Origin of the sequence: Halolamina pelagica (assembly GCF_001307315.1) — an archaeon.
GTDB lineage: Archaea > Halobacteriota > Halobacteria > Halobacteriales > Haloferacaceae > Halolamina > Halolamina pelagica_B.
In genome coordinates this window covers 1700277-1725317 of the sequence record NZ_LGUC01000001.1, presented here as the reverse complement: position 1 = coordinate 1725317, position 25041 = coordinate 1700277, and the positions used below count along the sequence as shown (strand labels likewise).

At 70.1% G+C, this 25041-nt stretch carries 20 protein-coding genes and 5 pseudogenes; 11 read left to right on the top strand and 14 right to left on the bottom strand.

Features of this window, described 5'->3' with window-relative positions; all coding sequences use genetic code 11:
* Positions 1–31: 31 nt before the first annotated feature.
* The 3 genes from SY89_RS09055 to SY89_RS09045 form a co-directional block, all read right to left on the bottom strand.
* The gene (locus tag SY89_RS09055; RefSeq protein WP_054583974.1) at positions 32–919 is read right to left on the bottom strand and encodes a DUF7351 domain-containing protein; all 888 of its coding nucleotides are present in this window, start codon (positions 917–919) and stop codon (positions 32–34) included.
* Positions 920–988: 69 nt separating this feature from the next.
* Positions 989–1261, bottom strand: a complete 273-nt coding sequence (locus SY89_RS09050; protein ID WP_054583973.1) for a hypothetical protein — start codon at positions 1259–1261, stop codon at positions 989–991.
* 91 nt (positions 1262–1352) lie between these two features.
* Entirely contained in the window at positions 1353–1862 is a 510-nt protein-coding gene (locus SY89_RS09045) for a cupin domain-containing protein (protein ID WP_054583972.1), read from the bottom strand.
* 88 nt (positions 1863–1950) lie between these two features.
* Here SY89_RS09045 and gfo6 point away from each other — a divergent pair, with 88 nt between their 5' ends.
* On the top strand, positions 1951–3051 hold the full coding sequence (gene gfo6, locus SY89_RS09040; RefSeq protein WP_054583971.1) for a D-xylose 1-dehydrogenase Gfo6: 1101 nt from the start codon (positions 1951–1953) through the stop codon (positions 3049–3051).
* A 243-nt stretch (positions 3052–3294) separates the two neighbouring features.
* Here gfo6 and SY89_RS09035 read toward each other — a convergent pair whose 3' ends face one another.
* Both SY89_RS09035 and SY89_RS09030 read right to left on the bottom strand, forming a co-directional pair.
* A complete protein-coding gene (locus tag SY89_RS09035) occupies positions 3295–4134 on the bottom strand; it encodes a carbon-nitrogen family hydrolase (RefSeq protein ID WP_144427172.1) in 840 nt (279 codons plus the stop codon).
* A pseudogene (locus SY89_RS09030) lies at positions 4131–4564 on the bottom strand (SRPBCC family protein). Before SY89_RS09030 ends, SY89_RS09035 begins: the two are co-directional and overlap by 4 nt.
* A gap of 123 nt (positions 4565–4687) precedes the next feature.
* Between SY89_RS09030 and SY89_RS18455 the strand changes: the two are divergent.
* Positions 4688–5035 (top strand): protein kinase family protein, encoded by a 348-nt coding sequence (locus SY89_RS18455; RefSeq protein WP_239685572.1) that lies wholly within the window; start codon positions 4688–4690, stop codon positions 5033–5035.
* Positions 4999–5646, top strand: a complete 648-nt coding sequence (locus tag SY89_RS18450; protein WP_321163913.1) for a phosphotransferase family protein — start codon at positions 4999–5001, stop codon at positions 5644–5646. Before SY89_RS18455 ends, SY89_RS18450 begins: the two co-directional genes overlap by 37 nt.
* Before the next feature lie 17 nt (positions 5647–5663).
* Here the strand turns inward: SY89_RS18450 and SY89_RS09020 are convergent, their stop codons facing one another.
* Both SY89_RS09020 and SY89_RS09015 read right to left on the bottom strand, forming a co-directional pair.
* A complete protein-coding gene (locus SY89_RS09020; RefSeq protein WP_053947813.1) occupies positions 5664–5891 on the bottom strand; it encodes a DUF7123 family protein in 228 nt (75 codons plus the stop codon).
* Positions 5892–5933: 42 nt separating this feature from the next.
* Positions 5934–6140 carry a hypothetical protein gene (locus SY89_RS09015; protein WP_054583970.1) on the bottom strand — a complete coding sequence of 69 codons (207 nt, stop codon included), beginning with the start codon at positions 6138–6140 and terminating at the stop codon, positions 5934–5936.
* Positions 6141–6408: 268 nt separating this feature from the next.
* On the opposite strand from SY89_RS09015, the gene SY89_RS09010 reads away from it, so the two are divergent.
* The 3 genes from SY89_RS09010 (at position 6409) to SY89_RS09000 (ending at position 9191) form a co-directional block, all read left to right on the top strand.
* Positions 6409–7722, top strand: coding sequence for an NAD(P)/FAD-dependent oxidoreductase (locus SY89_RS09010; protein WP_054583969.1), 1314 nt, complete (start codon positions 6409–6411; stop codon positions 7720–7722).
* Complete coding sequence (locus tag SY89_RS09005) at positions 7719–8615, top strand: alpha/beta fold hydrolase (protein ID WP_054583968.1); 897 nt, start codon at positions 7719–7721, stop codon at positions 8613–8615. Before SY89_RS09010 ends, SY89_RS09005 begins: the two co-directional genes overlap by 4 nt.
* Before the next feature lie 108 nt (positions 8616–8723).
* Positions 8724–9191: an NUDIX hydrolase gene (locus tag SY89_RS09000; protein WP_054583967.1), complete on the top strand. Its 468-nt coding sequence runs from the start codon at positions 8724–8726 to the stop codon at positions 9189–9191.
* Here SY89_RS09000 and SY89_RS08995 read toward each other — a convergent pair.
* Positions 9192–10306: pseudogene (locus SY89_RS08995) on the bottom strand (asparagine synthase C-terminal domain-containing protein).
* Positions 10306–10989: a PHP domain-containing protein gene (locus SY89_RS08990; RefSeq protein WP_054583966.1), complete on the bottom strand. Its 684-nt coding sequence runs from the start codon at positions 10987–10989 to the stop codon at positions 10306–10308. Before SY89_RS08990 ends, SY89_RS08995 begins: the two are co-directional and overlap by 1 nt.
* 143 nt (positions 10990–11132) lie before the next feature.
* Between SY89_RS08990 and SY89_RS08985 the strand changes: the two genes are divergently transcribed.
* The 4 genes and pseudogenes from SY89_RS08985 to SY89_RS08970 all read left to right on the top strand — a co-directional run bounded on the left by SY89_RS08985 (position 11133) and on the right by SY89_RS08970 (position 16749).
* Complete coding sequence (locus SY89_RS08985; RefSeq protein ID WP_054583965.1) at positions 11133–11978, top strand: ZIP family metal transporter; 846 nt, start codon at positions 11133–11135, stop codon at positions 11976–11978.
* 78 nt (positions 11979–12056) lie between these two features.
* Positions 12057–14218 (top strand): annotated as a pseudogene (gene purL / locus SY89_RS08980) (phosphoribosylformylglycinamidine synthase subunit PurL).
* 51 nt (positions 14219–14269) lie between these two features.
* A complete protein-coding gene (locus SY89_RS08975) occupies positions 14270–15502 on the top strand; it encodes a hypothetical protein (RefSeq protein WP_054583964.1) in 1233 nt (410 codons plus the stop codon).
* A gap of 44 nt (positions 15503–15546) precedes the next feature.
* Positions 15547–16749, top strand: a complete 1203-nt coding sequence (locus tag SY89_RS08970; protein ID WP_054583963.1) for a hypothetical protein — start codon at positions 15547–15549, stop codon at positions 16747–16749.
* A gap of 13 nt (positions 16750–16762) precedes the next feature.
* Here SY89_RS08970 and SY89_RS08965 read toward each other — a convergent pair whose 3' ends face one another.
* From SY89_RS08965 to SY89_RS08950, 5 genes and pseudogenes are all read right to left on the bottom strand, one after another.
* Positions 16763–17845: an enolase-like domain-containing protein gene (locus SY89_RS08965; protein ID WP_054583962.1), complete on the bottom strand. Its 1083-nt coding sequence runs from the start codon at positions 17843–17845 to the stop codon at positions 16763–16765.
* A gap of 71 nt (positions 17846–17916) precedes the next feature.
* Complete coding sequence (locus tag SY89_RS17250; protein WP_189319142.1) at positions 17917–18066, bottom strand: DUF7550 family protein; 150 nt, start codon at positions 18064–18066, stop codon at positions 17917–17919.
* Positions 18067–18149: 83 nt separating this feature from the next.
* The gene (locus tag SY89_RS08960) at positions 18150–18359 is read right to left on the bottom strand and encodes a hypothetical protein (RefSeq protein WP_054583961.1); all 210 of its coding nucleotides are present in this window, start codon (positions 18357–18359) and stop codon (positions 18150–18152) included.
* A gap of 90 nt (positions 18360–18449) precedes the next feature.
* A pseudogene (locus tag SY89_RS08955) lies at positions 18450–20711 on the bottom strand (AAA family ATPase).
* A 57-nt stretch (positions 20712–20768) separates the two neighbouring features.
* Positions 20769–23621: pseudogene (locus tag SY89_RS08950) on the bottom strand (DEAD/DEAH box helicase); the annotation flags it as partial.
* Positions 23622–23723: 102 nt separating this feature from the next.
* Between SY89_RS08950 and SY89_RS08945 the strand changes: the two are divergent.
* A complete protein-coding gene (locus SY89_RS08945) occupies positions 23724–24989 on the top strand; it encodes a Zn-dependent hydrolase (RefSeq protein WP_054583960.1) in 1266 nt (421 codons plus the stop codon).
* Positions 24990–25041: the final 52 nt, after the last annotated feature.

The window sequence follows — 25041 nt, the reverse complement described above, 5'->3', positions numbered from 1 at the left end:
CGACAGCGAGTCCGAGCGTGGTGGCGGTCCCTCAGGCAGGGGAGCGCTCGGTGTCGAGCACCGTCAGGTCGCCGTCGAGCGTCACCGTCAGCGCCTCGTCCTCGCAGCCGATGGTGACTTCGAAGCGCTGTGGCTCCTCGCTGGCGAGTTCGATCATCTCGTCGGTGACACACCAGGGGAGCGTCCAGTAGGGGCGCTCGGAGAGCGAAACGCCGTGCTCGCGGTGGAACCCGACCACTTCGCTGTCGTCGAGGAGCGCGAGGCCGATCGCCGAACAGAGCTGGTGGTTACACTGTGAGCAGCGGTGGGTCGCGGTGAGGCTGCTCCCGACACAGCAGGCGTCGGCGTGCTCGACGGTGGTCTCCATCCGGCCGCTGCACTCGGGACAGACGCCGTCTTTCGCGAGGCAGTGGAGGTGGCGCACGCGCTGGTCGAACGCCGCGAGGATCTCGTCGTCGTCGCGGTCGGTCAGGCCGCCCGGCGGGAACGCGTACTCGCCGTGGCCGTAGCCACACTTTGGACACTGGATCGAGAGCTGTTCGTCGTCGTAGATTGCGCGGAGGTCGGCGCCACACTCCACGCACGCGTCGCCGACGTCGATGGGGTCGATCGTCGGGTGCTCGGTGAAGGAGCCCGCGAACACTGCCCGAACCACCTTCTCGCCGGCGTGCCGGAGTTCGTAGCCGTCGTCGACCTTCCGGACGAACTGGTCGGTCAGCTTGTCGAGGTGGTAGTTGAACTGCGCGCTGTCACGCATCTCCACGGCCTGCCGGAGATCGGTGAACCGAACCGGCGACGAGTCGGCGGTCCACAGCGCCTCGAGGATCGAGAGGCGCGTCTCGTTGGCCACCAGCCCGAACGCGTCGGCGGGTTCGACGCAGTCGCCACACTCCTGAATCGACTGCAGCCTCTCGCTCATGGACAGAACCACGGGGCACACCCGAAAAAGTGTTCGGTGAACTCCGTTTGTGTAAACAGTGCAACTAGTTCAGAGTCGGATACAGACGCCGGCCCGCGGGAGGCAGATCCGTGTCGCCTCGTCGGTGTCACGCCACCCGACGACGGCCGCACCGACGCCGACGGCGACGCCGAGTAGCCACCCGACGAGTACCGCTGGCGACGCCGCGGCGGCGAACAGGCCGCCCAGTAGGAGCGCCGTCGTCGCCAACGTGCCGCCGAGCGTGCGCGGCGGATCACCCCGGAGCGGTTCCCGCGTGCCGACTGTATCGAGCCGTGGAACGGCTGGATCAGTGTTGCTCATGCACGTAGACGGAGGGGCCGACGCCCCAAAATAGTAATCTGAATTATGCTTTTGTAACCGTCGTTACTGAAGCAGAGTTAACCACTGGCGGTCAGCAGTCGTCGTCCCAGTACGGCACGTCACTGTCCCGTTCGTAGTAGCCCGACACGTCGCGTTCGCCCTCGCCGCCCGGGGGCGCGCCGGCGAACACGCCGACCTTCCCGGAGTCGGGGTACACCGTCACGTCGGGGTCCCGCATCGTCGAGAACGCGAGGTACCGCAGCTCGTCGTCGCCGTCGTTGACGACGCGATGCGCCCCGTCGGGGCCCGCGGGACAGGCGACGTAGTCGCCGGGTTCCAGCGGATGTTCGCCCTCGCCCGCTCGGAGCTGGCCGGTGCCGCTGAGCACGTAGAACGCCTCGGCGTTGCCCGTGTGGTAGTGGTACGGCCACGAACGCTTCCCCGGCGGGAGTTCGTAGAGGCTACAGCCGAGATCGGGCCCGGCCCCGTCGCCGTCCGCCCCCTGCGCCGCGGCGGCCGCAGCGAGCTTCTTCCGCCGAAACCCGGTCTCCCCGTGTGCTGTCTCCTCCCACGCGATCGCTGCCTCGTTCACTGGCTCCATAGGTGGGCGTACGACTCGCGGGTGAAAACTCTCCCCCCGACCCGGCCGGTTCGGCAACCGTTTTCCCGAGTGCTGCCAAGTCACACACATGGACCTGCAAGCACTCGTCGACGCCGCGTCGACCCGCGACTGGGACGCCGACCCCGACGGCACCGTCTCACTGGCTGTCGTCGGCCTCGGCAACTACGCGCGGAACGTCTCGATCCCGGCGATCGAGGCGGGCGACTACACCGACCTCGGCGCTGTCGTCTCCAGCGATCCGGAGAAGGCCGCTCGCGTCGCCGATGCCCACGACGCAGTGGTGCTCGACTACGAGGGGTACGCCGAGGGCGACGCCGTCGACGCCTACGACGCGGTCTACGTTGCGACGCCGAACCGGCTCCATCTCGACCAGATCCGCACCGCGGCGGGCCACGGCAAGCACGTGATCTGTGAGAAGCCCCTGGAGGCGACGACCGAGCGCGCGGTCGCGGCCGTCGACGCCTGCGAGGCGGCCGGCGTCACGCTGATGACCGCCTACCGGATGCAGACCGACCCCGTGATCCGGGCGCTGGCCTCGTTCGTCTCTGCCGGCGGCATCGGCGAGCCCACCAAAGCGATGGGCGAGTTCACTTTTCCCGTCCTCGCCGGCTCGAAGGGGCCCGGGCAGTGGCGCCTCGACGCCGAACTCGCCGGCGGCGGCGCGCTGATGGACGTGGGAGTGTACCCGCTGAACACGACCCGGTACCTGCTCGGCGCCGACCCCGGCGCCGTCGAGGCGATGGCGCGGGCGGACGACCCGTTCGGCGATCGGCCAGCGGACCCCGACAGCCCGCGGTTCGCCGACGAACACGTCCACGTCCTCGCCGCGTTCCCCGACGGCGTCGTCGGGGAGTTCACGGCGAGTTTCAGTGGCGAGGCCGACACGTGGCTGGAGCTGGTCGGCAGTGACGGACGCGTCCGGATCGAGAACGCGTTCGTGCCCGACGGGGAGCGCACCGTCCGGATCAGTAGCGACGCCGGCGAGATCGAGTTCTCCGGCGTCGGCGCAAACGAGACCCGCGAGGAGTTCGACTACTTCGCCCACTGCGTGCTGACGGGGACGCCGCCGGAACCCGACGGGCGCGACGGCTTGACCGACGTGGCCATCATGGGCGCCGCCTACGAGGCGGCCGAGTCGGGCAGCCGGGTCGAGCTCACCCGTCGCTGAGCGGTTGGGAAAGGGTGGAGAGGGTGGCGGGAAGGCGGAGTTGTGTCGGACCGGGTGGCCCCCGTAAGTCGGTCCGACCGTGCGCCGATGGTGGCGGACCCCTCGCCACGTGGTCGAGCGCGGTTTGCTGTCGACGTTACGGCGAGAAAAGCGCCGTGGCAGTCGACGATAGCCCTTACCCGAGTCATGGACATAAATCCACGGGTCCCGGTCCGTGAACGACCAGCCCCGCCAGCGACCCGGCTACAGCCGGCGATCGCGCAGCGCCGGGAACTCCTCGCGCACGTCGTCGACCTGACCGGGGGACAGGTCGGCGGTCACCAGTTCGGGGTCGTCGTCGCAGGTCGCGATCGGGGTTCCCCACGGGTCGTACACCGTCGAGCGACCGACGAGTTCGTCGTCGCCCATCTCGCCGGCGCCGTTGACGGCGGCGACGTACGCGAGGTTCTCGATGGCTCGCGAGCGCGGGAGCGTGCGCCAGTGCTCGACGCGGGGGTACGGCCACGCGCTCGGGACCAGCACCAGCGAGACGCCCTCGTCGGCGAGCTGGCGGTAGAGTTCGGGGAACCGCAGGTCGTAACACGTCGTCATGCCGACGGTGAACCCCTCGAACTCGACGGTCGGCAGGGACTCGCCGGGCGTGAGTAGCTGGGTCTCCGCGGAGTCGTAGCCGAACAGGTGTTGTTTGCGGTAGACGCCCTGCACCTCGCCAGCCCGATCGAGGAACACGGAGGCGTTTGCTAGCCCATCGGGCTCGGGCGTGTCGAACCCAGCCTCGGCGCTGGCAGCGAGGTCCTCGACGAAGCTGCCGGCCTGGACGGCGACGCCGTGGTCGGCCGCGGCGTCGGCGATCCGCCCGAGCGTCGGCCCGTCGATCGGTTCGGCGTTGCGGGCGTAGGCGTCGAACGCGAAGTAGCCGACGTTGAACATCTCCGGCAGGCAGACGAGGTCGGCGCCCTCGGCGGCGGCACGTTCGATGGCCGCGATCGCGCGGTCGACGTTCCGGTCGAGCCGCCCCGCCTCGATTCGGTGCTGTGCCAGCGCGACCGTGATCGCGTCGTCGTGCCCGATGGGCTCGGTCATGGCGTCAGTCCCAGATCCGCCCGGAGCGCGGCTTCGAGGTTGTCGAGTTCCTTCTCGAAGTTCTTCTTGAAGAACCGCTCCACGCCGGGGAGTCGGCCGTCGACGACGAACTCGTTGCGCAGCGTCGTCGCCTCGCCCTCGGACTCGATGGTGTGTCTGCCGGTAACGCGAAGCGCCTTCGATCGGCCGACGAACTCGACGTACTTCGGGGGTCGCGCTCGACGTCTTCGGTCTCGACGGCGACGGTGGCGCCGATGCCCGGGATCGGCAGGCTGACCTGCCAGACCGCCTCCCGGCCGTCCTCGTCGGTGACTTCGTACGATTCGACGACGCTTATGGCCTCGGCTCGCTTGGCGGGGTCGGCGATGAACTCCCACACTTGCTCGGCCGGGGCATCGAACGTGAAGGTCCGTTCGACACGGACGGTCATAGCCTGATTACGGGGCGGGGGGTGATAACGGGTAGGGACTCCGGTGGCCCGGAACCGCCGCCGACACGGTAGCGCCCCCCGCGCCACCACAAAACCCTTTCCGGGGTCGGGCCATCCGGGAGCATGGACGAGCAGCTCGAAACCGCCCTCCAGCATGCGTTTCCCGACCGGTCGGTCGCCGAGGTCGGGTCGACCGGTCCCTCCTGGAACGACCTGAACCGGACGGTCGAACTCACGTTCGCCGACGGTGAGACGGTCTACCTCAAAATCTCGACGACTGGCGCGGGCGGTCGGATCGCCCGCGAACGGGCGTTGCTGGCCTACGTCGGCGCCGCTGTCGACGTGCCGGTGCCGACCATCGCCGCCGCGGACCCGACGGCCGCGGTCCCCTACCTCGCCACGCCGGCCGTCGACGGGGAGAGCCTCATCCGCCGCTGGGCCGCGGCGGACACCCCGAGCGCCGTGAGCTGATCGCCGAACTCGGCCGGACGTTCGCCACGCTGCACGCCGAGCGGTTCGACCACCACGGAACGATCGTCGGCGGGGACGCCGAGGGCCTCGTGCTCGAACCAGGGTCGTGGACCGACGTGTTGATCGAACAGATCGAGCAGAAGCGCCGCATCGCGCCCGGCGAGCGGTTTCCGGACTGCTTCGAGCGGGTCATCGACGCCGTCGCGGCTAATCGGGAGCTGCTCGACGGTGCGCCGGCGGCGCTGCTCCACGGCGACCCAGCCCACCCCAACGGGTTCCTCGCGGACGGCCGCGTGGGGCTGCTGGACTGGGAGATCGCTCACGTCGGCGACCCCGCACGGGAGCTCCATCGGGCGCGCCGCCAGCTCCTCGAATCGCAGTACTTCGACGTGGCGGACGAACTGGAGACGGTCCTGTTCGATGCGTACCGGGAGGCTGCGGGGTCGCTGCCCGACGGGTTCGAGCAACGACGGGAGATCTACGAGGCGGTCGGCTACCTCGGCCGGGCGGGGTTCTTCTCGAAGTGGGCGCCGGACGACGATCGGCCGGCGGAGGAGATCGCCGACGCGGTGGCGGCGGAGTTAGAGCGGCGGCTGTCGGTGATTCGCTGACGGTTCGCGAGCGGTCCCTACCCCTGGGGCTCGACTCGCCACGTCGTGGACTTCGAGCGCCCCCACTTCTCGATCTCCACGTCGTCGGACTTCTCGGCCAGCGTCGGCAGCCGGCTGCCGACCTGCTTCGCCGAGAGGCCAATGGACTCGGCGATGTTCTTGGCCCGGAAGTACCGGTCCCCAGAGGAGACGCTGTGGCGCAGGTACGCGACGATGCGTGCCTCCTCCTCGGTGTAGTCGGTCATTCGCCTAAGGATAGGGGGTTCGCGGTCTTAACGGTTTCCCGCTTACTCTCCCCAGAGGAGGTGGATCGCGGCGACGGCGCCGACGCCGACGGTCATCGCGATGGCGAAGGGGACCGCCGCCACGTGCATCCCGCTGTCGAACGTCGCGCTGGGGGAGGCCAGCGCCAGCCAGGCCGCGGCGGCCAGCGCCACCACGGTGAGAGTGACGCCGACGCCCAGGCCGAGATCGGACGAGCTTTCGTGTGCCATACTCCCTCCTCCGGCGGCCCGGCAAGTAGTTCTTGCGAACGCCGCATCCGACCTGAGTTGGTGACCCGGTCAAGCCCGGTAGCTCAACGCCGGTAGCGATGAAAAAATAGACAGCACTTATGATGCCTTGGTAACTAATAGCACGATATTCGAGAGGCTCCGGACCTCGGATCGATCGACGGAAGACGATGACGCTCGCTACAACAACACGCTACGATCCAGATCGGGTGCGTCGACAGGGGACAGGGCGGTCGTAATGGGCGGCAGTATGGCCGGGCTCCTGGCGGCACGCGTGCTCTCGGACGCCTACGACGAGGTAGTGGTGGTCGAGCGCGACACGCTCCCCTCGGCGCCGACGCCCCGGCGCGGCGTCCCCCAGGGCCATCACGTCCACGTGCTGCTCGAAGCCGGCCGGGCCACGCTCTGTGACCTCTTTCCCGGCTACGGGGAGGCGTTGATCGACGCCGGCGGACTGATCATAAACGTCGGCGAGGACCTCGAACAGTACGAGGCGGGCGGCTTCCTGGCGTCGCCAGCGACGCGGATGGAGATGTACTGTGCGAGCCGACCGCTACTGGAGGGCGTCGCCCGGGAGCGGCTGGCGGCGCGGGACCCCGTCGAACTCCGTGGAGGCTGTCAGTTCACGGAGTACGTCGTCGACGACGGGCGCGTCGAGGGGGTCCGCGTCCGGGGCGACGACGCCACGGAGACGATCCCGGCCGACCTGGTGGTCGACGCGACGGGGCGAACCAGTCGCACGCCCCAGTGGCTGTCGGAACACGGGTACGACACGCCGCCCACCGTCGAGGTCGAGATCGACTTCACGTACAGCACCATCCGGATCGACCGACCCGCGGGGAACCGCCGGATGCTGTTCGTCCCACAGTCCGCGCCGCGGACGAGCGGTGGGGCGGCGTTCCCCATCGAGGACGGCGAGTGGATCGTGACGCTCGGCGGGATGCACGACGCCGACCCGCCGTCGACGGTGGCGGGGTTCGAGACGTACGCCGACCGGCTTCCGGCCGACGGGATCCGTGAACTCGTCGCCGAGCGCCGGGTCGTCTCCGACGGCGTCGATCGGTACCCGTTCCCCTCGAACCGCCGGCGGCGGTACGAGGCGCTCGACGATTTCCCGGCCGGGCTCGTCGTGATCGGGGACGCAATCGCGAGCTTCAACCCTATCTACGGGCAGGGCATGTCCGTCGCCGCGCTGGAGGCCGTCCAACTCCACCACCTCCTCGCCTCGGGGGACACCGACGCGATCGGCCCCCGCTTTTTCGCGGCCGCGTCGAACGTCGTCGACATCGCGTGGTCGATGGCCGTCGGCGCCGACAGCGAGTTCGACGCCACGTCCGGGCCGACCCCGACCGGCGCCGGGCTGTTCAACCGGTACCTGAACAGGCTGGTGCGTCGAGCGCACACCGACGAGCAGCTCGCGGAGGCGTACTACAGGGTCGTCGGGATGGAGGAACCCCCGACGGCGTTGCTCCGCCCCAGTACGGTGTGGCGGGCGCTTCGACCCGCTCCGGGCGTCGGCGGGTTCAGCGCGGGGAGATCGGCGCTGCCGAACGACCGAGCATGAGTCACGATACCGAAGCGAACGCGCCGCTGCCGGAGGGATCGAGCGCGGAACGGTCCGTCCGCGAGGTGAACGGGGTCTCGCTGCACGTCGTCGCCGCCGGCGAGCCGGACGCGCCGCTCGTGGTGTTCCTCCACGGGTTCCCCGAGTTCTGGTACGAGTGGCGCGAGTACGTCGAGCCGTTCGTCGACGCCGGCTACCGCGTCCTCGTCCCCGACCAGCGTGGCTACAACCGGAGCGAGAAACCCGAGGGCGTCCGCGCCTACCGGGTCAGCGAACTCTCGCGGGACGTCGTCGAACTGATCGGAACCGAGGGCCGGGAGCGCGCACACGTCGTCGGCCACGACTGGGGGGCCGCCGTCGCGTGGGACCTCTCACTGCGCCATCCGGACGCGGTCGATCGGCTCGGCATCGTCAACGTCCCACACCCGACGGTGTTCGAGGCCACCCTCCGCTCGAACCTCACACAGCTGCGGAAGAGCTGGTACATGTTCTTCTTCCAGCTCACGGGGGTGGCCGACTGGTACGTGCAACGTAACGAGTACGCCTTCATGGTCTCGGCGATGGCCGACGGGTCGAACCCGGGCACCTTCGACGCGGCCGACTTCGAGCGCTACCGGCGTGCGTGGGCGGAGCCGGGGGCGCTGCCGGCGATGCTGAACTGGTACCGGGCACTGTTCCGGCACAACGAGGAGCCGCCACGCGAGACAGTTACCGCCCCGACGCTCGTACTCTGGGGCGAGCACGACCAGGCACTGCTCCCGGAGATGGCGCCACGGAGCATCGACTACTGTGCCGACGGCCGGCTCGAGCGGTTCCCCGAGGCGACCCACTGGCTCCCCCACGAAGCGACCGACCGCGTGATCGACTCGCTGCTGGCGCATCTCGACAGCTGAGTCGGCGCCGGGTGTGACTCGGATGGCTCCCCGGTCGACGAACCGCCCGCAGGGGGTGGCGCGACAGTGAACCGTAATCCGGAAACCCCGCCACGCCAACGCCGAGGCATGGAGACGACGCGTCACTTCACCGCCACCGTCTACGTCGTCAACGACGGCGCCGCCGCCCTCCACTACCACCCGAAACTGGAGATCCACATTCCGCCCGGTGGCCACGTCGACCGCGACGAACTGCCCCACGAGGCCGGCCTCCGGGAGACCCGCGAGGAGATCGGGCTCGAACCGACGCTGCTCGACGACACCGACCCCGTCGGCGCGCCGGCGGGCAAGACGCTCCCGCGACCGCGGGAACAGCTACTGTACAACATCGACGGCGACGGCGACGGCGTCTACCACCAGCATATCGACCACATCTACTTCGCGACCGTTCCGAGTCGGGATATCGACCCCGAACCTGGCGAAGCCGGCGTCGACGCCTGGGCGTGGTACGACCGCGAGGAGCTCCGGGAGAGCAACGTCGACGCCGACACGCAAGCGCTGGCCGAGCGAGCCATCGACGCGGCGGAGAACGCGTAGCTACGCCTCGCCCGCCACGAGCGCCTCGATGTACTGGCCGACGTGGTCCTCCATCCGGCGCTTGTAGCCGGCCTGGCGGGCCAGTCGGTCCAGTTCCCGCGCGGCGTAGGTGCCGTACTGGACCGCCTTCTTCTCGGCGTGCCGCACTGACTCAGGGACCAGCCCCTCGGCCGCACGCCGGAGGGCGATCTTCCGCTCGTCGCCGGTCGCCAGCAGATCGGCTGGGAGGCGGAGCGCGGCGTCGACGACGCGGTCGTGGAGCAGCGGCGCGACTGGCTCCACCCCCGCGGCCCGGAGCGTCAGCACGTCCCGCGGGAGTTGGTGGGGAGCGTCCGGATCACCTCCCGCGTCGCGCCGCGGACGCTGTCGGCGTCGACGCGGTGGTCGTCGGCAGGATCGACCACCTTCCGGTAGCCGCCGAACAGTTCGTCGGCGCCCTGTCCGACCGCGAGCCGGTCGTAGCCGTCGGCCGCGGCCGCCTCGGCGGCGAAGTACAGCGGGAGCGAAATCTGGACGTCCATCGCGTTCGTCCGCCCGGTCGCACGGGCGATCTCGGGCACCGCGCGCACGATGTCGTCGTGGTCGAACGCCACCACCCGGAGATCGCGACCCATCGCCGCAGCGGCCTCGCGGGCAGCCGCCTCGTCGTGGGACTCCGCGCCCGCAAAGCCCGCGACGTAGCAGGGTGCCTCGGGAACCCCTGCGGCCACCAGCGCGGAGTCGACCCCGCCGGAGAAGGCGACGGCGAGCCCCTCGGGATCCGGTTCGCGGATACTCGTCTCGATAGCGGCGCTGACCGCGTCGACGGCTGCCGCGTGGTCGGACTCCACGTCGGGGGTTGGAAGCGACCACGCCACGCGTCGATCGCCCTCGGCGACCGTTCTTGCGTCGACGACCGTTCCGGCGTCCAGGAGTTCGGGCTCGCCCAACGCAGTGGGGTCGAAGCTCCAGTCGCGGCTGGCGGCATCGACGTACAGCGGCTGCCGACCGAGCACGTCCCGGACGAGCGCCCCGTCGAGTTCGCCGGCGAACCCGGCGGTTCCGGGGAGCGGGTCGTCGGACTCGATCGCCGTCCGAACCGTCGCCGCGTCGGCGCCGCGGAGGCTCGTGGGCATCAGAACAGTTCGCGCACGCCGCGCTGGACTCGGCGTTTCACGCCGCCGGCGGCTTGGCGGAACGAGATCCGCCAGGGGGTCTTCTGGCCGACGACGCTGGTTCGCCCCGCAACGATGGCGTCGAGGATGGCGTCGACGCTGCGCTCCTCGACGCCGATCTCGGTGATCGCCTGGCCGACCATCTCGGAGATGTGGGCGTCGCTGCCGGCGGTTTTGGGCACGTCGTGGGCGGTCGCGAACCGTTCGGCCTGTCGGTTGGATCGCCCCGTCAGAAGCCGGGAGTTGTACACCTCGATCGCGTCGGCGCTGGCGAGCTGCTCGTCGGAGATATGGGCGGCGACGCCGTGGCGCGAGCTCTGGAACGGATGGGGGACGATGGCGATCCCGCCCTGCTCGTGGATGCGGTCGAGCGTCTCGTCGTAGCTGAGTCCCGGCGGGATCGCTTCCTCGATCCCCAGTGCGAGTACGTGGCCGGCTGCGGAGGTCACTTCCATCGCGACGATCCCGACGAGGCCGTACTCTTCGGCGAGCGATGCGGCCTCGATACTCGCGTCGATCGCGTCGTGGTCGGTGACGGCGATGACGTCCAGCCCGACGGCCGCGGCCTGCTCGACCAGGAGGTCGACCGGGTCCCGGCCGTCGTGTGAACGCTCGGAGTGACAGTGCAGCTCGGCCGAAAGCACGGACGGAGGTTGACAGCCGCCGGTAAAAAGGAAACCGATAGGGGGCGAGCGCCGTGGCGTGGTGAAGCAACCGAGTTTTTAGGATAGCCAAATTTATTTCGCGATTCCGAAACACTAATCGTTCGGCGTATCCGAGGTGACGTATGTCGATCATCGGGAACTTCGTTATCGTCTTCGTCGCCGGGTTCATCACCGCGCTGGCGACGGGGATCGGGGCGTTGCCGTTCTTCTTCGTCGAAGAGTTCAGCGACCGCTGGAACGTCGGCCTCTGGGGGATCGCGTCGGGGATCATGGTCTCGGCGTCGATGTTCGGGCTGCTCAACGAGGGGATGGCCTACACGTCGGGGCTGCCACTCATGCTCGCGGCCGGCCTGCTCGCGGGGGCCGTGCTCGTCGAACTCTCCGACAGGATCCTCCAGTGGCTGGATCTGGGCCACGACCACGGTGACGGCGACGACGACGAGCACCGCCTGGAGGCGGAAGCGTTCGCGGAGGGCGACCCGAAGACGCTCATACTCATTCTGGGGATCCTCACGGTCCACAGTTTCCCCGAGGGAGTCGCGATCGGCGTCTCCTTCGCGGAACTGGGCCTGGAGGGTGGCGTCCCCGTCTTCGGGTTCGCGGTCCCGCTCCTCGCGGTGTTCATGACCGTCGCCATCTCGATCCACAACATTCCGGAGGGGACCGCGATCGCGATCCCGATGCGGGCGATGGGGCTCTCGAAGTGGCGGATGGTCGGCGCGGCCGTGTTCTCCAGCCTCCCCCAGCCCGTCGGCGCCGTGATCGCGTTCGCGTTCGTCCGCTGGGCACAGGCGTTTCTCCCCTTCGGCTACGGGTTCGCCGCCGGCGCGATGGTGTACCTGGTCGCGACTGAGTTCATCCCCGAGGCGCTCGAAACCGGGCGGGAGCTCCCGAACGGCGGGCGGGGCGCACTGGTGATCGGCTTCGTCGCGGGCGTGATTGCCATGCTCCCGCTGCTCTCGGTCTGATGCCGCGGCGCAGGCGCCGGTAGCCACGAACGTGCACAACGAAACCCCTTTGCACCCCGGCGCTGACCACACAGGTGAATGCCTCTCGCGGATGCGGACCACGATCTCGTCGTCGATGAACTCGGCCGCGAGCCAACCCAGGCCGAAGAACACCTGTTCGAGAACCTCTGGAGCGAGCACTGTGCCTACCGCTCCTCGCGCATGCTGCTCTCGACGTTCGGGAGCGAGAGCGAGTATGTCGAGATCGGCCCCGGGACGACGCCGCCGTCGTCCGCGTGCCCGACACCGAGACGCTGCTGACCTTCGGGATCGAGAGCCACAACCACCCAAGCTACGTCGACCCCTACGACGGCGCCGCTACCGGGATCGGCGGCATCGTCCGCGACACGCTCTCGATGGGCGCCTACCCCATCGCACTCGCGGACTCGCTGTACTTCGGGCCGTTCGATCGTGAGCACTCGCGCTACCTGCTCGACGGCGTCGTCGAGGGGATCGCCGACTACGGCAACGCGATCGGCGTCCCGACCGTCGCCGGCAGCGTCGCCTTCGAGGAAGGCAACGTCGGTAACCCGCTCGTCAACGTCGCCTGCGTCGGGCAGACCACCCCGGACCGACTCGTGACTGCCGAGGCCCAGGAGGCGGGGAACCGACTCGTCCTCCTCGGCAACGCGACCGGCCGTGACGGGCTCGGCGGCGCCTCCTTCGCCAGCGAAGACCTCGCGGAGGACGCCGAGACCGAGGACCGACCCGCGGTGCAGGTCGGCGACCCCTACTCGGAGAAACTGCTGATCGAGTGCAACGAAGCCCTGATCGACGAGGGGCTGATCGAGTCGGCTCGGGACCTCGGCGCTGCCGGCCTCGGCGGCGCGTCGTCGGAGCTGGTCGCGAAAGGCGGCTTCGGCGCCGAGATCGACCTCGAAGCGGTCCACACCCGCGAGCCCGGGATGAACGCGACCGAAATCCTGCTCGCCGAGTCACAGGAGCGGATGTGCTACGAGGTCGCCCCGGAGAACGTCGAGCGCGTGGCGGAGATCGCCGAGCGCTTCGACCTCGGCTGCTCGGACATCGGCGAGGTGACCGAGGGGAACTACGTCTGCGAGTTCGACGGCGAGACGGTCGTCGACGCCGACGCCGACTACCTCGCCGAGGGCGCGCCGCTGAACGATCTCGCCCGCGAACCGGCTCCGGAGCCAGAACGCGACCTGCCCGAGTTCGACCTCGCCGCGGCGGTCGAGGCAGTCGTCGCCGACCCCACCGCCGCGAGCAAGGAGTGGGTGTACCGCCAGTACGACCACGAGGTCGGCCTCCGGACCGCGGTCGAGCCCGGCGACGACGCCGCCGTGCTTGCACTCCACGACGCCGGCGAGGAGGACGAACAGTACGCGATCGCGCTCTCCTCGGGCGCGAACCCGAACTGGACTGACTGCGACCCCGAGGCTGGCGCCCGGGCCGTCGCCGTCGAGAACGCGACCAACCTCGCCGCGAAGGGGGCGACGCCGCTCGCGGCGGTCGACTGCCTCAACGGCGGCAACCCCGAAGACCCCGAGACGTACGACGGGTTCGCGTCGGCGGTCGAGGGGCTGGCCGAGGGGTGTGTCGACCTCTCGGTGCCGGTCGTCGGCGGCAACGTCTCGCTGTACAACGACTCCGAAACGGGGCCCGTGGCGCCGACGCCCACGCTCGCGCTGCTCGGCACCAAGAACGGCTACACCGCGCCGCCGACGACGGTCAGCGGCGAGGGCGAGTTGGTGCTCGTCGAGCCAGCCGAGTGGGTCGCCGGCTCCGATATCGGGAGCGACGACCCCCACGCTCTGGGCGGATCGCTGCTGCTGGAGAACTTCGGCGGCTCGGACCGCTTCCCTGCAGCGCCCGCGGCACCGGGCGCGCTCGTGGACGCACTCGGTCGCGCCGCCGACCTCGACGCGACGCTCGCCACTCACGACGTGAGCGACGGCGGGCTCGCGGTGACGCTCGCGGAGATGGTGTCCGAGTCCGCCGGCGTCGACGCGGAACTCGAGGACGCCGCGGCGCTGTTCAGCGAGGCGCCGGGCCGCGTCGTCGTCGAGACGACGGACGCCGACGCGCTCCGCGAGGCGGTCGGCGACGACGCCGCGGTGACGGAGCTGGGCACCGCGACGGCGGCGGGCGAACTGTCGCTCACGGTCGGCGAAGAGTCACTCGCCGTCGACGTCGAGGAGATCGCCGACCTGCGCGACGTGCTGGCCCGCGAACTCGACTGATCGACGGCCGTCCCGCACAACTTATTTCCCCTGTTGGCTGACAGTACGACCGTGCGCCGCGCTGCCCTCCTCACCGCCCTCCTGGTCGTCCTCGCCGGCTGTGGCGGGGTGGCCGACGTGGCGGTCACCGAACCGCCCGACGACCCGACACCGGCGCCCACGGACACCCCCACGACCGACGTGCAGGTCATCGGCGGCGACCTGCCGTTCGACGCGACGACCGCGTTCGAGCGGGTGCTGAACCTCACCGGCGAGCGCGTCGACGGACCGGTGGTGTACGTCGAGTCGCCCGCGGCGATGGAGCGGTCGATCCTCGACACCCGCCGTTCAGGCTTCCGCGCGGCGCTGGGGGTCGAACCGCCGCCACGGAACAGCTCAGAGCGCCTCCGGCTGGCGGCGTACGCGCCGGCGGACGGCAACGCGGTCCACGTCAACGAGGCGATCCTGGCGAACGGGACGCGCGCGGAGGTGACAGTCGCCCACGAGTTCGTCCACACCGTGCAGTTCCGCAACGGGTGGCAGGAGTCGGTGTGGAACGTCGATCCGGCGTTCGACGCCGGCGGCATCAGCTACGACCGACGGCTCACCTACTACCTCGTGATCGAGGGCGCGGCGACGTACGTCGAGACGCGGTACGTCCGGCAGTTCGTGCCCGGGATGGCAGACGGCGACGCCCTCGCCGCGGCGTACGCGGACGCCTCGGCGTACGAACGCCTCAACCTCGCGCGCTACCACCTCGGTGCGGAGTACGTCGACGAACGGGTCGACTCGCCGGCGGCCCTCGAGACCGTCCACCGCAACCCGCCCGAGTCCGCCGAACAGGTGCTCCACAACTCGACCGACCCGGTCGAGAGCCTGACCGTCACGACCACCGAGACGGGCGACTGGACCGAGCGCGGCCGGGACAGGCAGGGCGAACTGTTCCTCCGGGTCGCGCTCCGCACGGAACTGAACCGCTCGACGGCCGTCGACGCCGCCCACGGCTGGGGTGATGACCGCCGGATCACGTTCGAGTGCGGGAACCGGACGGCGACAGCGTGGACGCTGCACTGGGACGACGCCGAGAACGCCACCGAGTTCGAGGCGGCGTTCGACCGCTACCTCGAGTCGAAGGCGACGCGGAACGGGAGCGTCTGGGAGCAGACCGACGGGCCGGCGACGTACCGCGTCGTCGAGGCGACCGACGAGACGACGGTCGTCCTCCTCGGCGACGAGACGTTCGTCCGCGCTGCGACGGTGAACGCGACGGGTGAGAACGCCGTCGACATCGGGGTCGCGGGCTGACCGCGGCGCCAACGCTTTCCGTAGTGCGGGGTGACTGTCGGCCGATGCGCCGTGCCGTGCTCGCGTGTACGCTGCTGGTTCTCGCCGGCTGTGGCGGCGCGATCGCTCCGGGACCGACGCCGACCGAGCCCGCCGCGACCGGCGTTGCCGTCGACGGCGACCTCCCCGTCGAGCCGACGCCGGTGTTCCTGCGCGTGCTGAACCTCACCGGCGAGCGCGCCGAGGCGCCCGCGGTGACCGTCGAGTCGGCGCCCCGCGCGTCGGCGCCGGACCTGCCGCAGTTCCCGGTCGCGCTCGGGATCACTCCACACAACGAGTCCGACCCAACCGGTCCGCACGTCCGAACCCACGCCGCGACCGCGATCGACGGCGAGTCGGTCACCGTCTACGAGTGGGCGCTCGACGCCCCCGAGCTGACCGAGACCACGCTGGCACACGAGTTCGTCCACGTCGTCCAGTTCCGTCACGGCTGGGACGAGGCGGCGCTCCGCCGACAGGCCCGCGTCGGCGGCGGGCTCAGCTACGACGGCGCGACGACGTACGCCCTCCTGCGCGAGGGCGCGGCGACGTACGCCCAGACGGCGTACGAGCGCCGGTTCCTGCCGGACCGGCGGTCGTCGATGGCCCACCAGGAAGCCGCCTACGAGAACGCCTCTGCGTACGCGCGGCTGCTGCTCGCCCGCTACCACTTCGGTGCCGAGTACGTCGCCGAGCGCGTCGACTCGCCCGCGGGGCTCGAGACGCTCCACCGCGACCCGCCGACGTCGACCGAGCAGGTGCTGCACGACTCCCAGGACCCCGTGGCGAACCTCACCCTCAAGACGGAGGAGACCGGCAGCTGGGTCGAGCGCGACCGCGACCGACAGGGGGAACTGTTCCTGCGCATCGCGCTGCGGACGGAACTGAACAGATCGAGCGCCGTCGGCGCCGCCCACGGCTGGGGGAACGACCGGCGCGTGACGTTCGTCCGTGAGGACGAGGTCGCCACGGCGTGGGTGCTGCGCTGGGACGACGCCGCGAACGCGAGCGAGTTCGCGGTCGCCTTCACCGAGTACCTGGACGCGAAGGCGACGGCGGAGGACGGTCTCTGGCGCGGCGACGACGTGAACGCGACCTACCGCGTGGAGCGAGTCGGCGACGAGACGGTCGTCGTCTACCTCGGGGACGAGTCCTTCGTCCGATCGGCGACCGCGACGGCGTCGGGCGACGGCGACGTGACCATCGAGGCCGGCGACGGGGCCGCGTAGCCGCGAGCGCCGCTCAGAACCCGAACCCGGCGTGATCGTCGGGCGCCGGTACGGCGATGGGGCTGCGCGGGAGTTCCGGCGGCAGCGACGACTCGTTGTAGATGCTGGGCGCGAGGTCGTTCGGCCCGTCTGGGTAGAACAGCGCGGCGAGTTCCTGTGCCTGCCCCCGACCGACCGAGAGTTCGAACTGGCCGCCGCCGTAGCAGTTCACCCCGGCCTCGAGCGCCCACTCGATCGTCCGGAACAACGACTCGACGGTGCCGAAACGGGAGGGTTTGACGTTGAGCCACGACGGCTCCCACGGCAGCGCCGCCACGTCGTCGAGCCCGTGGATCGGGCTGTCCCAGGAGACACGCCCCTCCTCGCCTTCGAACACCGGGCGGGTTTCGTCGGTGAGTTGCGGGTCTTCGACGACCGCGTCGGGGAACCCGTCGACGATCCGACGGTAGAACGCGGGGTCGGCGTCGTTGTCGACATCCGTCCCCTCGTAGTGGCCCTTCAGGTCGACGATCCGGACGGCGTCGCGGGCCCGCAGTTCGTCGATCAGGTCGTCGCCCCACGCGGGCGTCGGGTCGAGCTTGAAGCCGATACTGGGGTTCCGGGCGCGGACCGCGTCGACGCGGTCGGCGCTCGGCGGATCGCCCAACCGCGTGCTGGCGACGAAGCGGACCGGCTGGTGCCGTCGGTCGAGCAGACCGGGCAGGGTGGTGTCGTTCTGTTTCAGCGCGAGATCCAGCGCCGCGGACTCGACGGCCCACCGCCGGTAGTCTCGCGAGTCCTGCCGCTCGGGCCCGTCTTGCGGGAACAGTTCCACGCCGTCGAGCGCCGCCGAGAACTCAGCGAAGGTGAACGATCCGGTCGGGAGCGCGAACGCCCCGTCGTCGATCGCCGCCGCCAGCCGGTCGTGGTCCTCGGTGTCGTAAGTAACGTCCTCGCCGCGGCCGGTCACGCCGTCGCCGCGGAGTTTGAAGACGATCGTGACCCGGGTGAACCCGGAGGACGTGTCCTGCTCGAACTGCTCGGCGTCGACGCCTGCAACCACCAGCGGGAGGTCGGCGATCGCACGGTACGCTGTCGGGCGAGCGGTGTCGGTCATCGTCGAAGGGAGCGAGCGCTGGAGGTTAACTCCGGCGGCAGCGCGGAGCGGCGCGAGGCCAACCGCCCGCGTCAGGCGAGCGTGAGCGCGACGCCGAACGTCAGCAGGAGGCCGAGGACCAGCACCGCGAGGCCGATACCGACCTGGCTGGTGGAGAACTCCTGCATCGGTGCGGTCACGCGCCCCTCGTCGTCGCCGTGGTCGTGGTCGTGATCGTCCATGGAGGGGAGTCCGGCGGGCGTCCACTTTGGCCTATCGGAACCGTGCCGTTCGGTCCGGACGCCGCGCTGGGCCCGAAGGGCAGCTATCGATCCAGATACCCCGAGTCCCAGACCAACAGCATGCCGCCGACGGCGGCGAACATCCACGCGCCGAAGGAGAGCACGAACATGAACCAGCCGACGTTCGTCCGACCGGTCGCCAGCAGCAGCACCGTTCCGACGGTCATCCCGAACACCGTCAACGCGACGACGACGGCGGCGACGGTCGCGCGCCTGCTGAGGCCGAACACCATTACCGGACGCTACAGGCGGAAGGGCATAAGCCACCCGACACCGGGCCAGTCTCGGCTCCGGCGACGCCACCGGACTGGCTGTGACAGCTGTCAGATCGACGGCGCGACCGCCTCCAGCGCCCGCTCGAAGTGGCTGGCAGTCAACAGTATCTCGTCGGCGTGTTCGTTGGCCTCCTCACCCTCGTAGCGGTTCGCCACGTCTTCGACGGCCAGCAGCGTCGCTTCGCGGACGACCGCGGCCACGTCCGCGCCCGTATAGCCCGCCATCGCGGCGGCGACCGCATCCAGATCCACGTCGTCGCCGAGGGGCTTCCCCGCCACGTGGACCGACAGGATGGCCCGCCGAGCGTCCTCGCCGGGGGCCGGGACGTGAACGTGCGTTTCGAACCGCCCGGGCCGGAGCAGCGCCGGGTCGATCGCCTCCTTCCGGTTCGTCGCGGCGAGCACCACCAGGTTCGGGTTATCCGCGGCCCGGTCGAGTTCGGTCAGCAGCTGCGAGACCACGCGTTGCCCGACTTCGGAGTCGTTGCCGCCGTCGCGGGCGGTTGCGACGGCGTCGATCTCGTCGAAGAACACCACCGCGGGCGCGGCCTGTCTGGCGCGCTCGAACAGCTCCCGGACGGCCTTCTCGCTCTCCCCGACGTAGCGATCGAGCAGCTCCGGCCCGGCGACCTGCAGGAAGTTCACGCCGCTCTCGCCAGCGATCGCTCTGGCGAGCAGCGTCTTCCCGGTTCCGGGGGGCCCGTGGAGCAGGATCCCGGTCGGCGGCGACGCCTCGACCGCGTCGAACAGCGGCCCGTAGGTCAGCGGCCACGTGACCGCTCGTTCCAGTGTCTCCTTCACGTCGTCCAGCCCCCAACGTCGTCGAAGTCGACCGCCGGCGACTCGGCGACGTACTCCCGCATCGCGCTGGGTTCGACCGCCGCCAACGCCGACTCGAAGTCCGACCGGGTGACCGTGAGGTCGGCGGTCGCTATCGCGGTCTCGGGGGCGCGTCGGCGGTCTCCGTGCCCTGTCGTCGCGCTCGCCGGAGGGCGGACATCGCCGCCTCCTTCGCGACGGAGGCGAGGTCCGCGCCGGTGAAGCCGTGGGTTCGCTCGGCCAGTCGGTCGACGCGCACGTCGTCGTCGAGGGGCATGTTCCGGGTGTGTACGTCGAGGATCTCCCGCCGGCCTTTCTCGCCGGGGACGCCGATCTCGATCTCGCGGTCGAACCGGCCGCCGCGCCGGAGCGCGGGGTCGATCTCGTCGACGCGGTTGGTCGCGCCGATGACGACCACTTCCCCGCGGGCGTTCAGCCCGTCCATCAGCGAGAGGAGTTGGCCGACGACGCGGCTCTCCACGTCGCCGCCGTCCTCGCGTTTGGGGGCGACCGAGTCGATCTCGTCGAAGAAGATGATCGCCGGCGCGTCCGCCTGGGCGGCCTCGAACACCTCGCGGACGCGCTCCTCGCTCTCGCCTTTGTACTTGCTCATGATCTCCGGGCCGGAGATGGAGATGAACGTCGCGTCGACCTCGTTCGCGACGGCTTTCGCGATCAGCGTCTTCCCCGTGCCCGGCGGGCCGTGGAGCAGCACCCCCTTCGGGGGTCGATCCCCAGTCGGGCGAACAGTTCGGGGTTCGACAGCGGGAGTTCGACCGTCTCGCGTACCAGGTCCAGCTCCTCGTCGAGGCCGCCGATGTCCTCGTAGGCGACGCCGCTCGCGGTGTCGCCAGTGCCGTCGGTTTCCCCCTCGCTGCCCGCCACCTCGACGCTCGCCCCGCTAGACGCCGACTCGTCGGCGTCCGCTCCCGACGACCCCGTCGGCGACTCATCTGGCTGGCCGGTCTCGCCGAGATGCCCAGCCGCATCGCTCTCGATCACCACCCGAACGTCGGTGTCGTCGGTGACTCTGACCCGCCCGTCGGGGTCGGTGTCGTCGACAGTGAACCCGATTCCCGAGAGGCGTTCGAGATGCAGTTGGTCGCCGGGTGCCACGGGCCGGTTGCGAACGTCCTCGCCGACGAGGCGTTCGATCGCGTCCCGTTCCACGTCCACGTCGGCCAGCGCCGCCGGCGCACGGAGCGTGACGCGTCTGGCCGCCGGGAGGTCGGCGGCAGCGACGCGTACGGTGTCGCCGACTTTCACGCCGGCGTTGGCCCGGCTGTCGGCGTCGATGCGCACGACGCCAGCGGGCACGTCGCCACGGGCCGGCCAGAGCTTCGCGACGGTCTCTCGTTCACCCTCGATCAGGAGGGTGTCGCCCGAGAGCAGCCCCAACTGCTGTCTGGCGGCTTCCGGCAGCCGGGCGATGCCGCGACCGGCGTCGCGCTTCTCGGCCGCGCGGACGGTGAGACGGAGGGAGTCGGTCATGCACGCGGGTGGGGTCGGGTGCCCCAAAGCGTTGCCGGAGTAACGTGATGGGCTACCCCAGAAGCTCTTGGTTCGCGCGTACTGGCGCTCCTGCTCCAGGATGTCACGGTAGAAGTCGGCCTCGTCCTCCCGGAACTTCGAGATGATCCGCGCCGCTGTCTGCGGGCCGACGCCGCGGGCCGCCAGCGCCCGCACGGCCTTCATGCCGTGCTCCTGAACGAGGTTGGCGGACTTGAACGCCTTGCGCGTCATGCGGTCCTGTTCCTCGTCCTTGTCGTCGGCGCGGGTCGCTTTCACCACCTCGTCGGCCCACGGGTTCAGGGCGGCGATCCGGGTCGAGCCACACTGGGGACACTTGATCGGCTCCCGGATCTTGCCGACCTCCTGCCGCCGGTGCCAGTCCTTACAGTGGACACAGAACAGCAGTACGCGGTCGCCCTCCAGTCGGTCCCGGACGGTCTGGATGACGCTCGCGTCGGCGTCGTCGGGGACGAGGAACTCCCCGCCCGCGGAGCGCCCGCCGGCGCCGATGGGGGTTCGCTCCCGAGCCGACGTTAGTGCCACGGCGCCGTCGTCGGACTGGAGCTGGCCGAGCAGTTCCTTCGTCGCGTCGACGGCGAGATCCTCGTGGAACACCTGCCGGAGTGCCTCCTCGTACACCGGCGTGTCCTCCAACGCGGCGAGTAGCCGATCGGCGCCGAACCGGCCCTGCCCCTGGTAGCGCTTGAGCGCGCCGAACTTGGCGGCGACGTGGCTGAGCGTGAACTTCAGCGCGTCCGAGTTCTTCAGCGCGAGTTCGAGGATCGCTTCGACGTGGTCGGGATCTGTCTCCCGCAGCACCTCGTCGAACGCGGCCACGCCGACGCCGCCCGGGACCTCGAACTCGACCCGGTAGGGATCGACCTCCATCCCCACGGAGGAGCCGGTCCGCTGGCCGACGAGCGCCGAGCAGAGCTTCCCGAGCGTCTCGTTCACCTGGTGACCGTACGGGCTGTTGAGCACGACCGTGCGGCCCTGGGACTCGAGCACGAGCCGCTCCGCGGTCGGGACCGGCGCCCCGGTCTCGACCTGCCGTTTGACCGGTTCGAGCGCGGTCTCGGCCGTCGTGGCGTCGACGGGGTAGCGGCCGGTGAACTCGGACGCGACCGCCGGCAGGGTCGCGCCGGTTTCGAACTGGCTGGCCGCCACCTCGCGCTGCTCACCGACCTCGTTCGCGACGGCTGCGGGCACGGGGATCTCCGAGCCGACCCACGTCGGCACCTCGCCGCCGGGGTCCTGGACGGGCGAGACCTCGACGCGCTCCTCCTCGTCGTCGACGCGGTCGACGCGCCACATCTCGCCGCGCTGGACGAACACCGACCCCGGCTCAGCGAAGTTGACGACGAACCGTTCGTCGAGCGTTCCGATCCCCCGCCGGGAGGAGACGTCGTACACTTCGTACTTCTCCTCGTCGGGGATCATCGAGAGGTTGGCGTAGTAGTACTGCCACGTCCCGCCCGAACTCTCGATGCGGTCGTGGTCCTCCTCCAGCCAGAGCAGCCGGTTCGAGGAGAGTTCGCGGACGACCTCTCGGAACGTTTCCTCGGGGAGGTTGCGGAACGGGTACGCCCGCGTCACCCGCTCGTACGCTTCGCGGGCGTCGATCTCGCTTTCGTCCATGAGGAGGCCGACGATCTGGTTCGCGAGCACGTCGAGGCTTCCTTCGTGGATACCCGCGGGTTCGACCTCGCCGGCCGCGGCGCGGCGGGCGATCGCCATCGCCTCGCCGGCGTCGTCGGCGTCCGAGACCACGACCGTACCGTTCGAGACCTGATCGCGACGGTGGCCAGCGCGGCCGACCCGCTGGAGCAGGCGTGCGACCTCCCGCGGCGAGCCGTACTGGACGACGTGATCGACGCGACCCACGTCGATCCCGAGTTCCATCGACGAGGTGCAGACGAGGCCGTCGATCTCGCCGCTTTTGAACGCCTCCTCGACTTCGATCCGGGCCTCCTTCGAGAGTGAGCCGTGGTGGATCCCGATCGGGGCGCCGAGGCTCTTGAAGCGAGATCCCAGCGCTTCCGCCGTCTGGCGGGTGTTGACGAACACGAGCGTCGACTCGTTCGCCGCCACCACGTCCCGGATGAACCGGACGTGGCTGGCGATCTCCGGCTCGGTGGCGAGTTCGCCCGCCAACGAACGGTCCGAATCCCTGATCTCCGGTCGGACCACCTCGAGATCGATCTTCGATCCGGCGTCGACTTCGACGATGCGGTAGTCGCGCTGGGTCCGGCGCTCGCCCTGTACCGCCCCGGTGAGGAACTTCGCCACCTCGTCGGGGTCGCCGACGGTCGCCGAGAGGCCGATCCGCTGGAACGGCCCCGAGAGCTCTTGGACGCGCTCCATCGCGATCGTCAGCTGTGCGCCGCGCTTCGAGGCGGCGAGTTCGTGGACCTCGTCGACGATCAGGTGTGCCACGTCCGAGAGTGCCCGCCGGAGTTTCTCCCCAGTCAACATTGCTTGGACCGTCTCGGGGGTAGTGATCAGCACGTCCGGCGGGTCGTCGGCCTGCTTGCTGCGCTGGTAGTCAGTCGTGTCGCCGTGGCGCACGTCGACCGCCAGGTCGAGGGTCTCACCCCACCACTCCAACCGCTCCAGCATGTCGCGGTTCAGTGCTCGAAGCGGGGTGATGTACAGCGCCGAGATGCCGTGACGTTCCTCTGCCGCAGCGATCTGGTCCAGTACTGGCAGCATCGCCGTCTCGGTCTTGCCAGTGCCGGTGGGTGCGATCACCAGCGCGTTCTCGCCCGCCGCGAGTGGGGGGATCGCCCGCCGCTGTGGCTCCGTCGGCGTCGAGAACCCTCGTTTGGAGAGGGCCTCCCGGACCGCCGGGCTGAGGTGGGTGAACGCGTCGGCGCCGGCGTTCTCCATTCGGTCGAACGCAGGTGGTCGTCGGGGTTAAGCACCACGCCTCCGGCGGACTCGTCTGCCCCGAAGCGTACACGTAAGGCCACTGCCCCGCCACGGTCGGCTATGGAGATCGACACCGACCGCTTGCAGGCGGACATCGAGGCCAACGCGAAGCACGGCGAGATCGAGGTCGCGGACGGGCGCGCCCGGACGGTGCTGACGGGGACCGACGCGAACCGCGCCGCGCGGGAAACCCTCGTCGGCCGGATGGAAGCCGCCGGACTCGACGTGACTGTCGACGCCGTCGGGAACATCGCCGGCACGTGGACCCCCGAATCGGCCGACCCCGACGCACCCCCTGTCGCCGCGGGGAGCCACGTCGATTCGGTCCCCGAGGGCGGCATCTTCGACGGCCCACTGGGCGTGTACGCGGCGCTCGAGGCGGTCCGCGCGATGCAGGACGCCGGCGTCGAGCCGGCGCGGCCGCTGGTGGTCGTCTCCTTCACCGAGGAGGAGGGCCAGCGATTCGCGGACGGGCTCCTCGGCTCCTCGGTAGCCGTAGGCGACCGGTCGGTCGAAGACGCACTCGCCATCGAGGACGACGACGGGATCGCCCTCGTGGACGCCCTGGAGCGAATCGGCTTTCGGGGCGAGGGCCGACTCGACGCCAGCGAGTGGGAGGCGTGGTACGAACTCCACATCGAGCAGGACACCCGACTCGAACGCGAGAACGTCCCCGTCGGCGTCGTCACGACGATCACGGGCATCACCCACTGCGAGGTGGAGATCTTGGGTGAGGCTAACCACGCCGGTGCGACGCCGATGGACGAGCGAACCGACGCGCTCGCGGCCGCCTCGGAGGTGGTGTTGGACGTCGAAGCGGCGGCGACCGACGTGGTCGAGACGGAGAGCGAGACCGCAGTCGGCACCGTGGGATCCCTCTCGGTGTCGCCGAACGCGACCAACGTCGTCCCGGGGACGGTCGAGCTGGGTGTCGACATCCGGGACGTGGAGTACCAGTCGATGCAGACCATCGTGGAGGCCACGCGGTCGAGTCTCGCGATCGTCGAGGCCGACCGCGGCGTCGAGACCTCGTTCGCTCGCCCGTTCGATCTCGAGCCGACGCCGATGAGCGAGTCGCTACGCGAGGCGGCCCACCGCGCGGGAGCGGCCGCAGACGTTCAGACGATGGATCTCCACTCCGGCGCCGCTCACGACACCATGCACGTCGCCGACGTGACCGAGGCGGCGCTGCTGTTCGCGCCGTCACAGGAGGGCATCAGCCACAATCCCCGGGAGTGGACGGACTGGGAGGACTGCGCGAACGCGACGCGAGTGCTCGCCGGCGCGATGGCCGAGTCGGCCGGCGTCGACGCCGACGAAGCGTAGCGCGGGGCTGGCGAGCCCAGAACTGGCGAACAGGCGGCCGAGCCGCGGACGC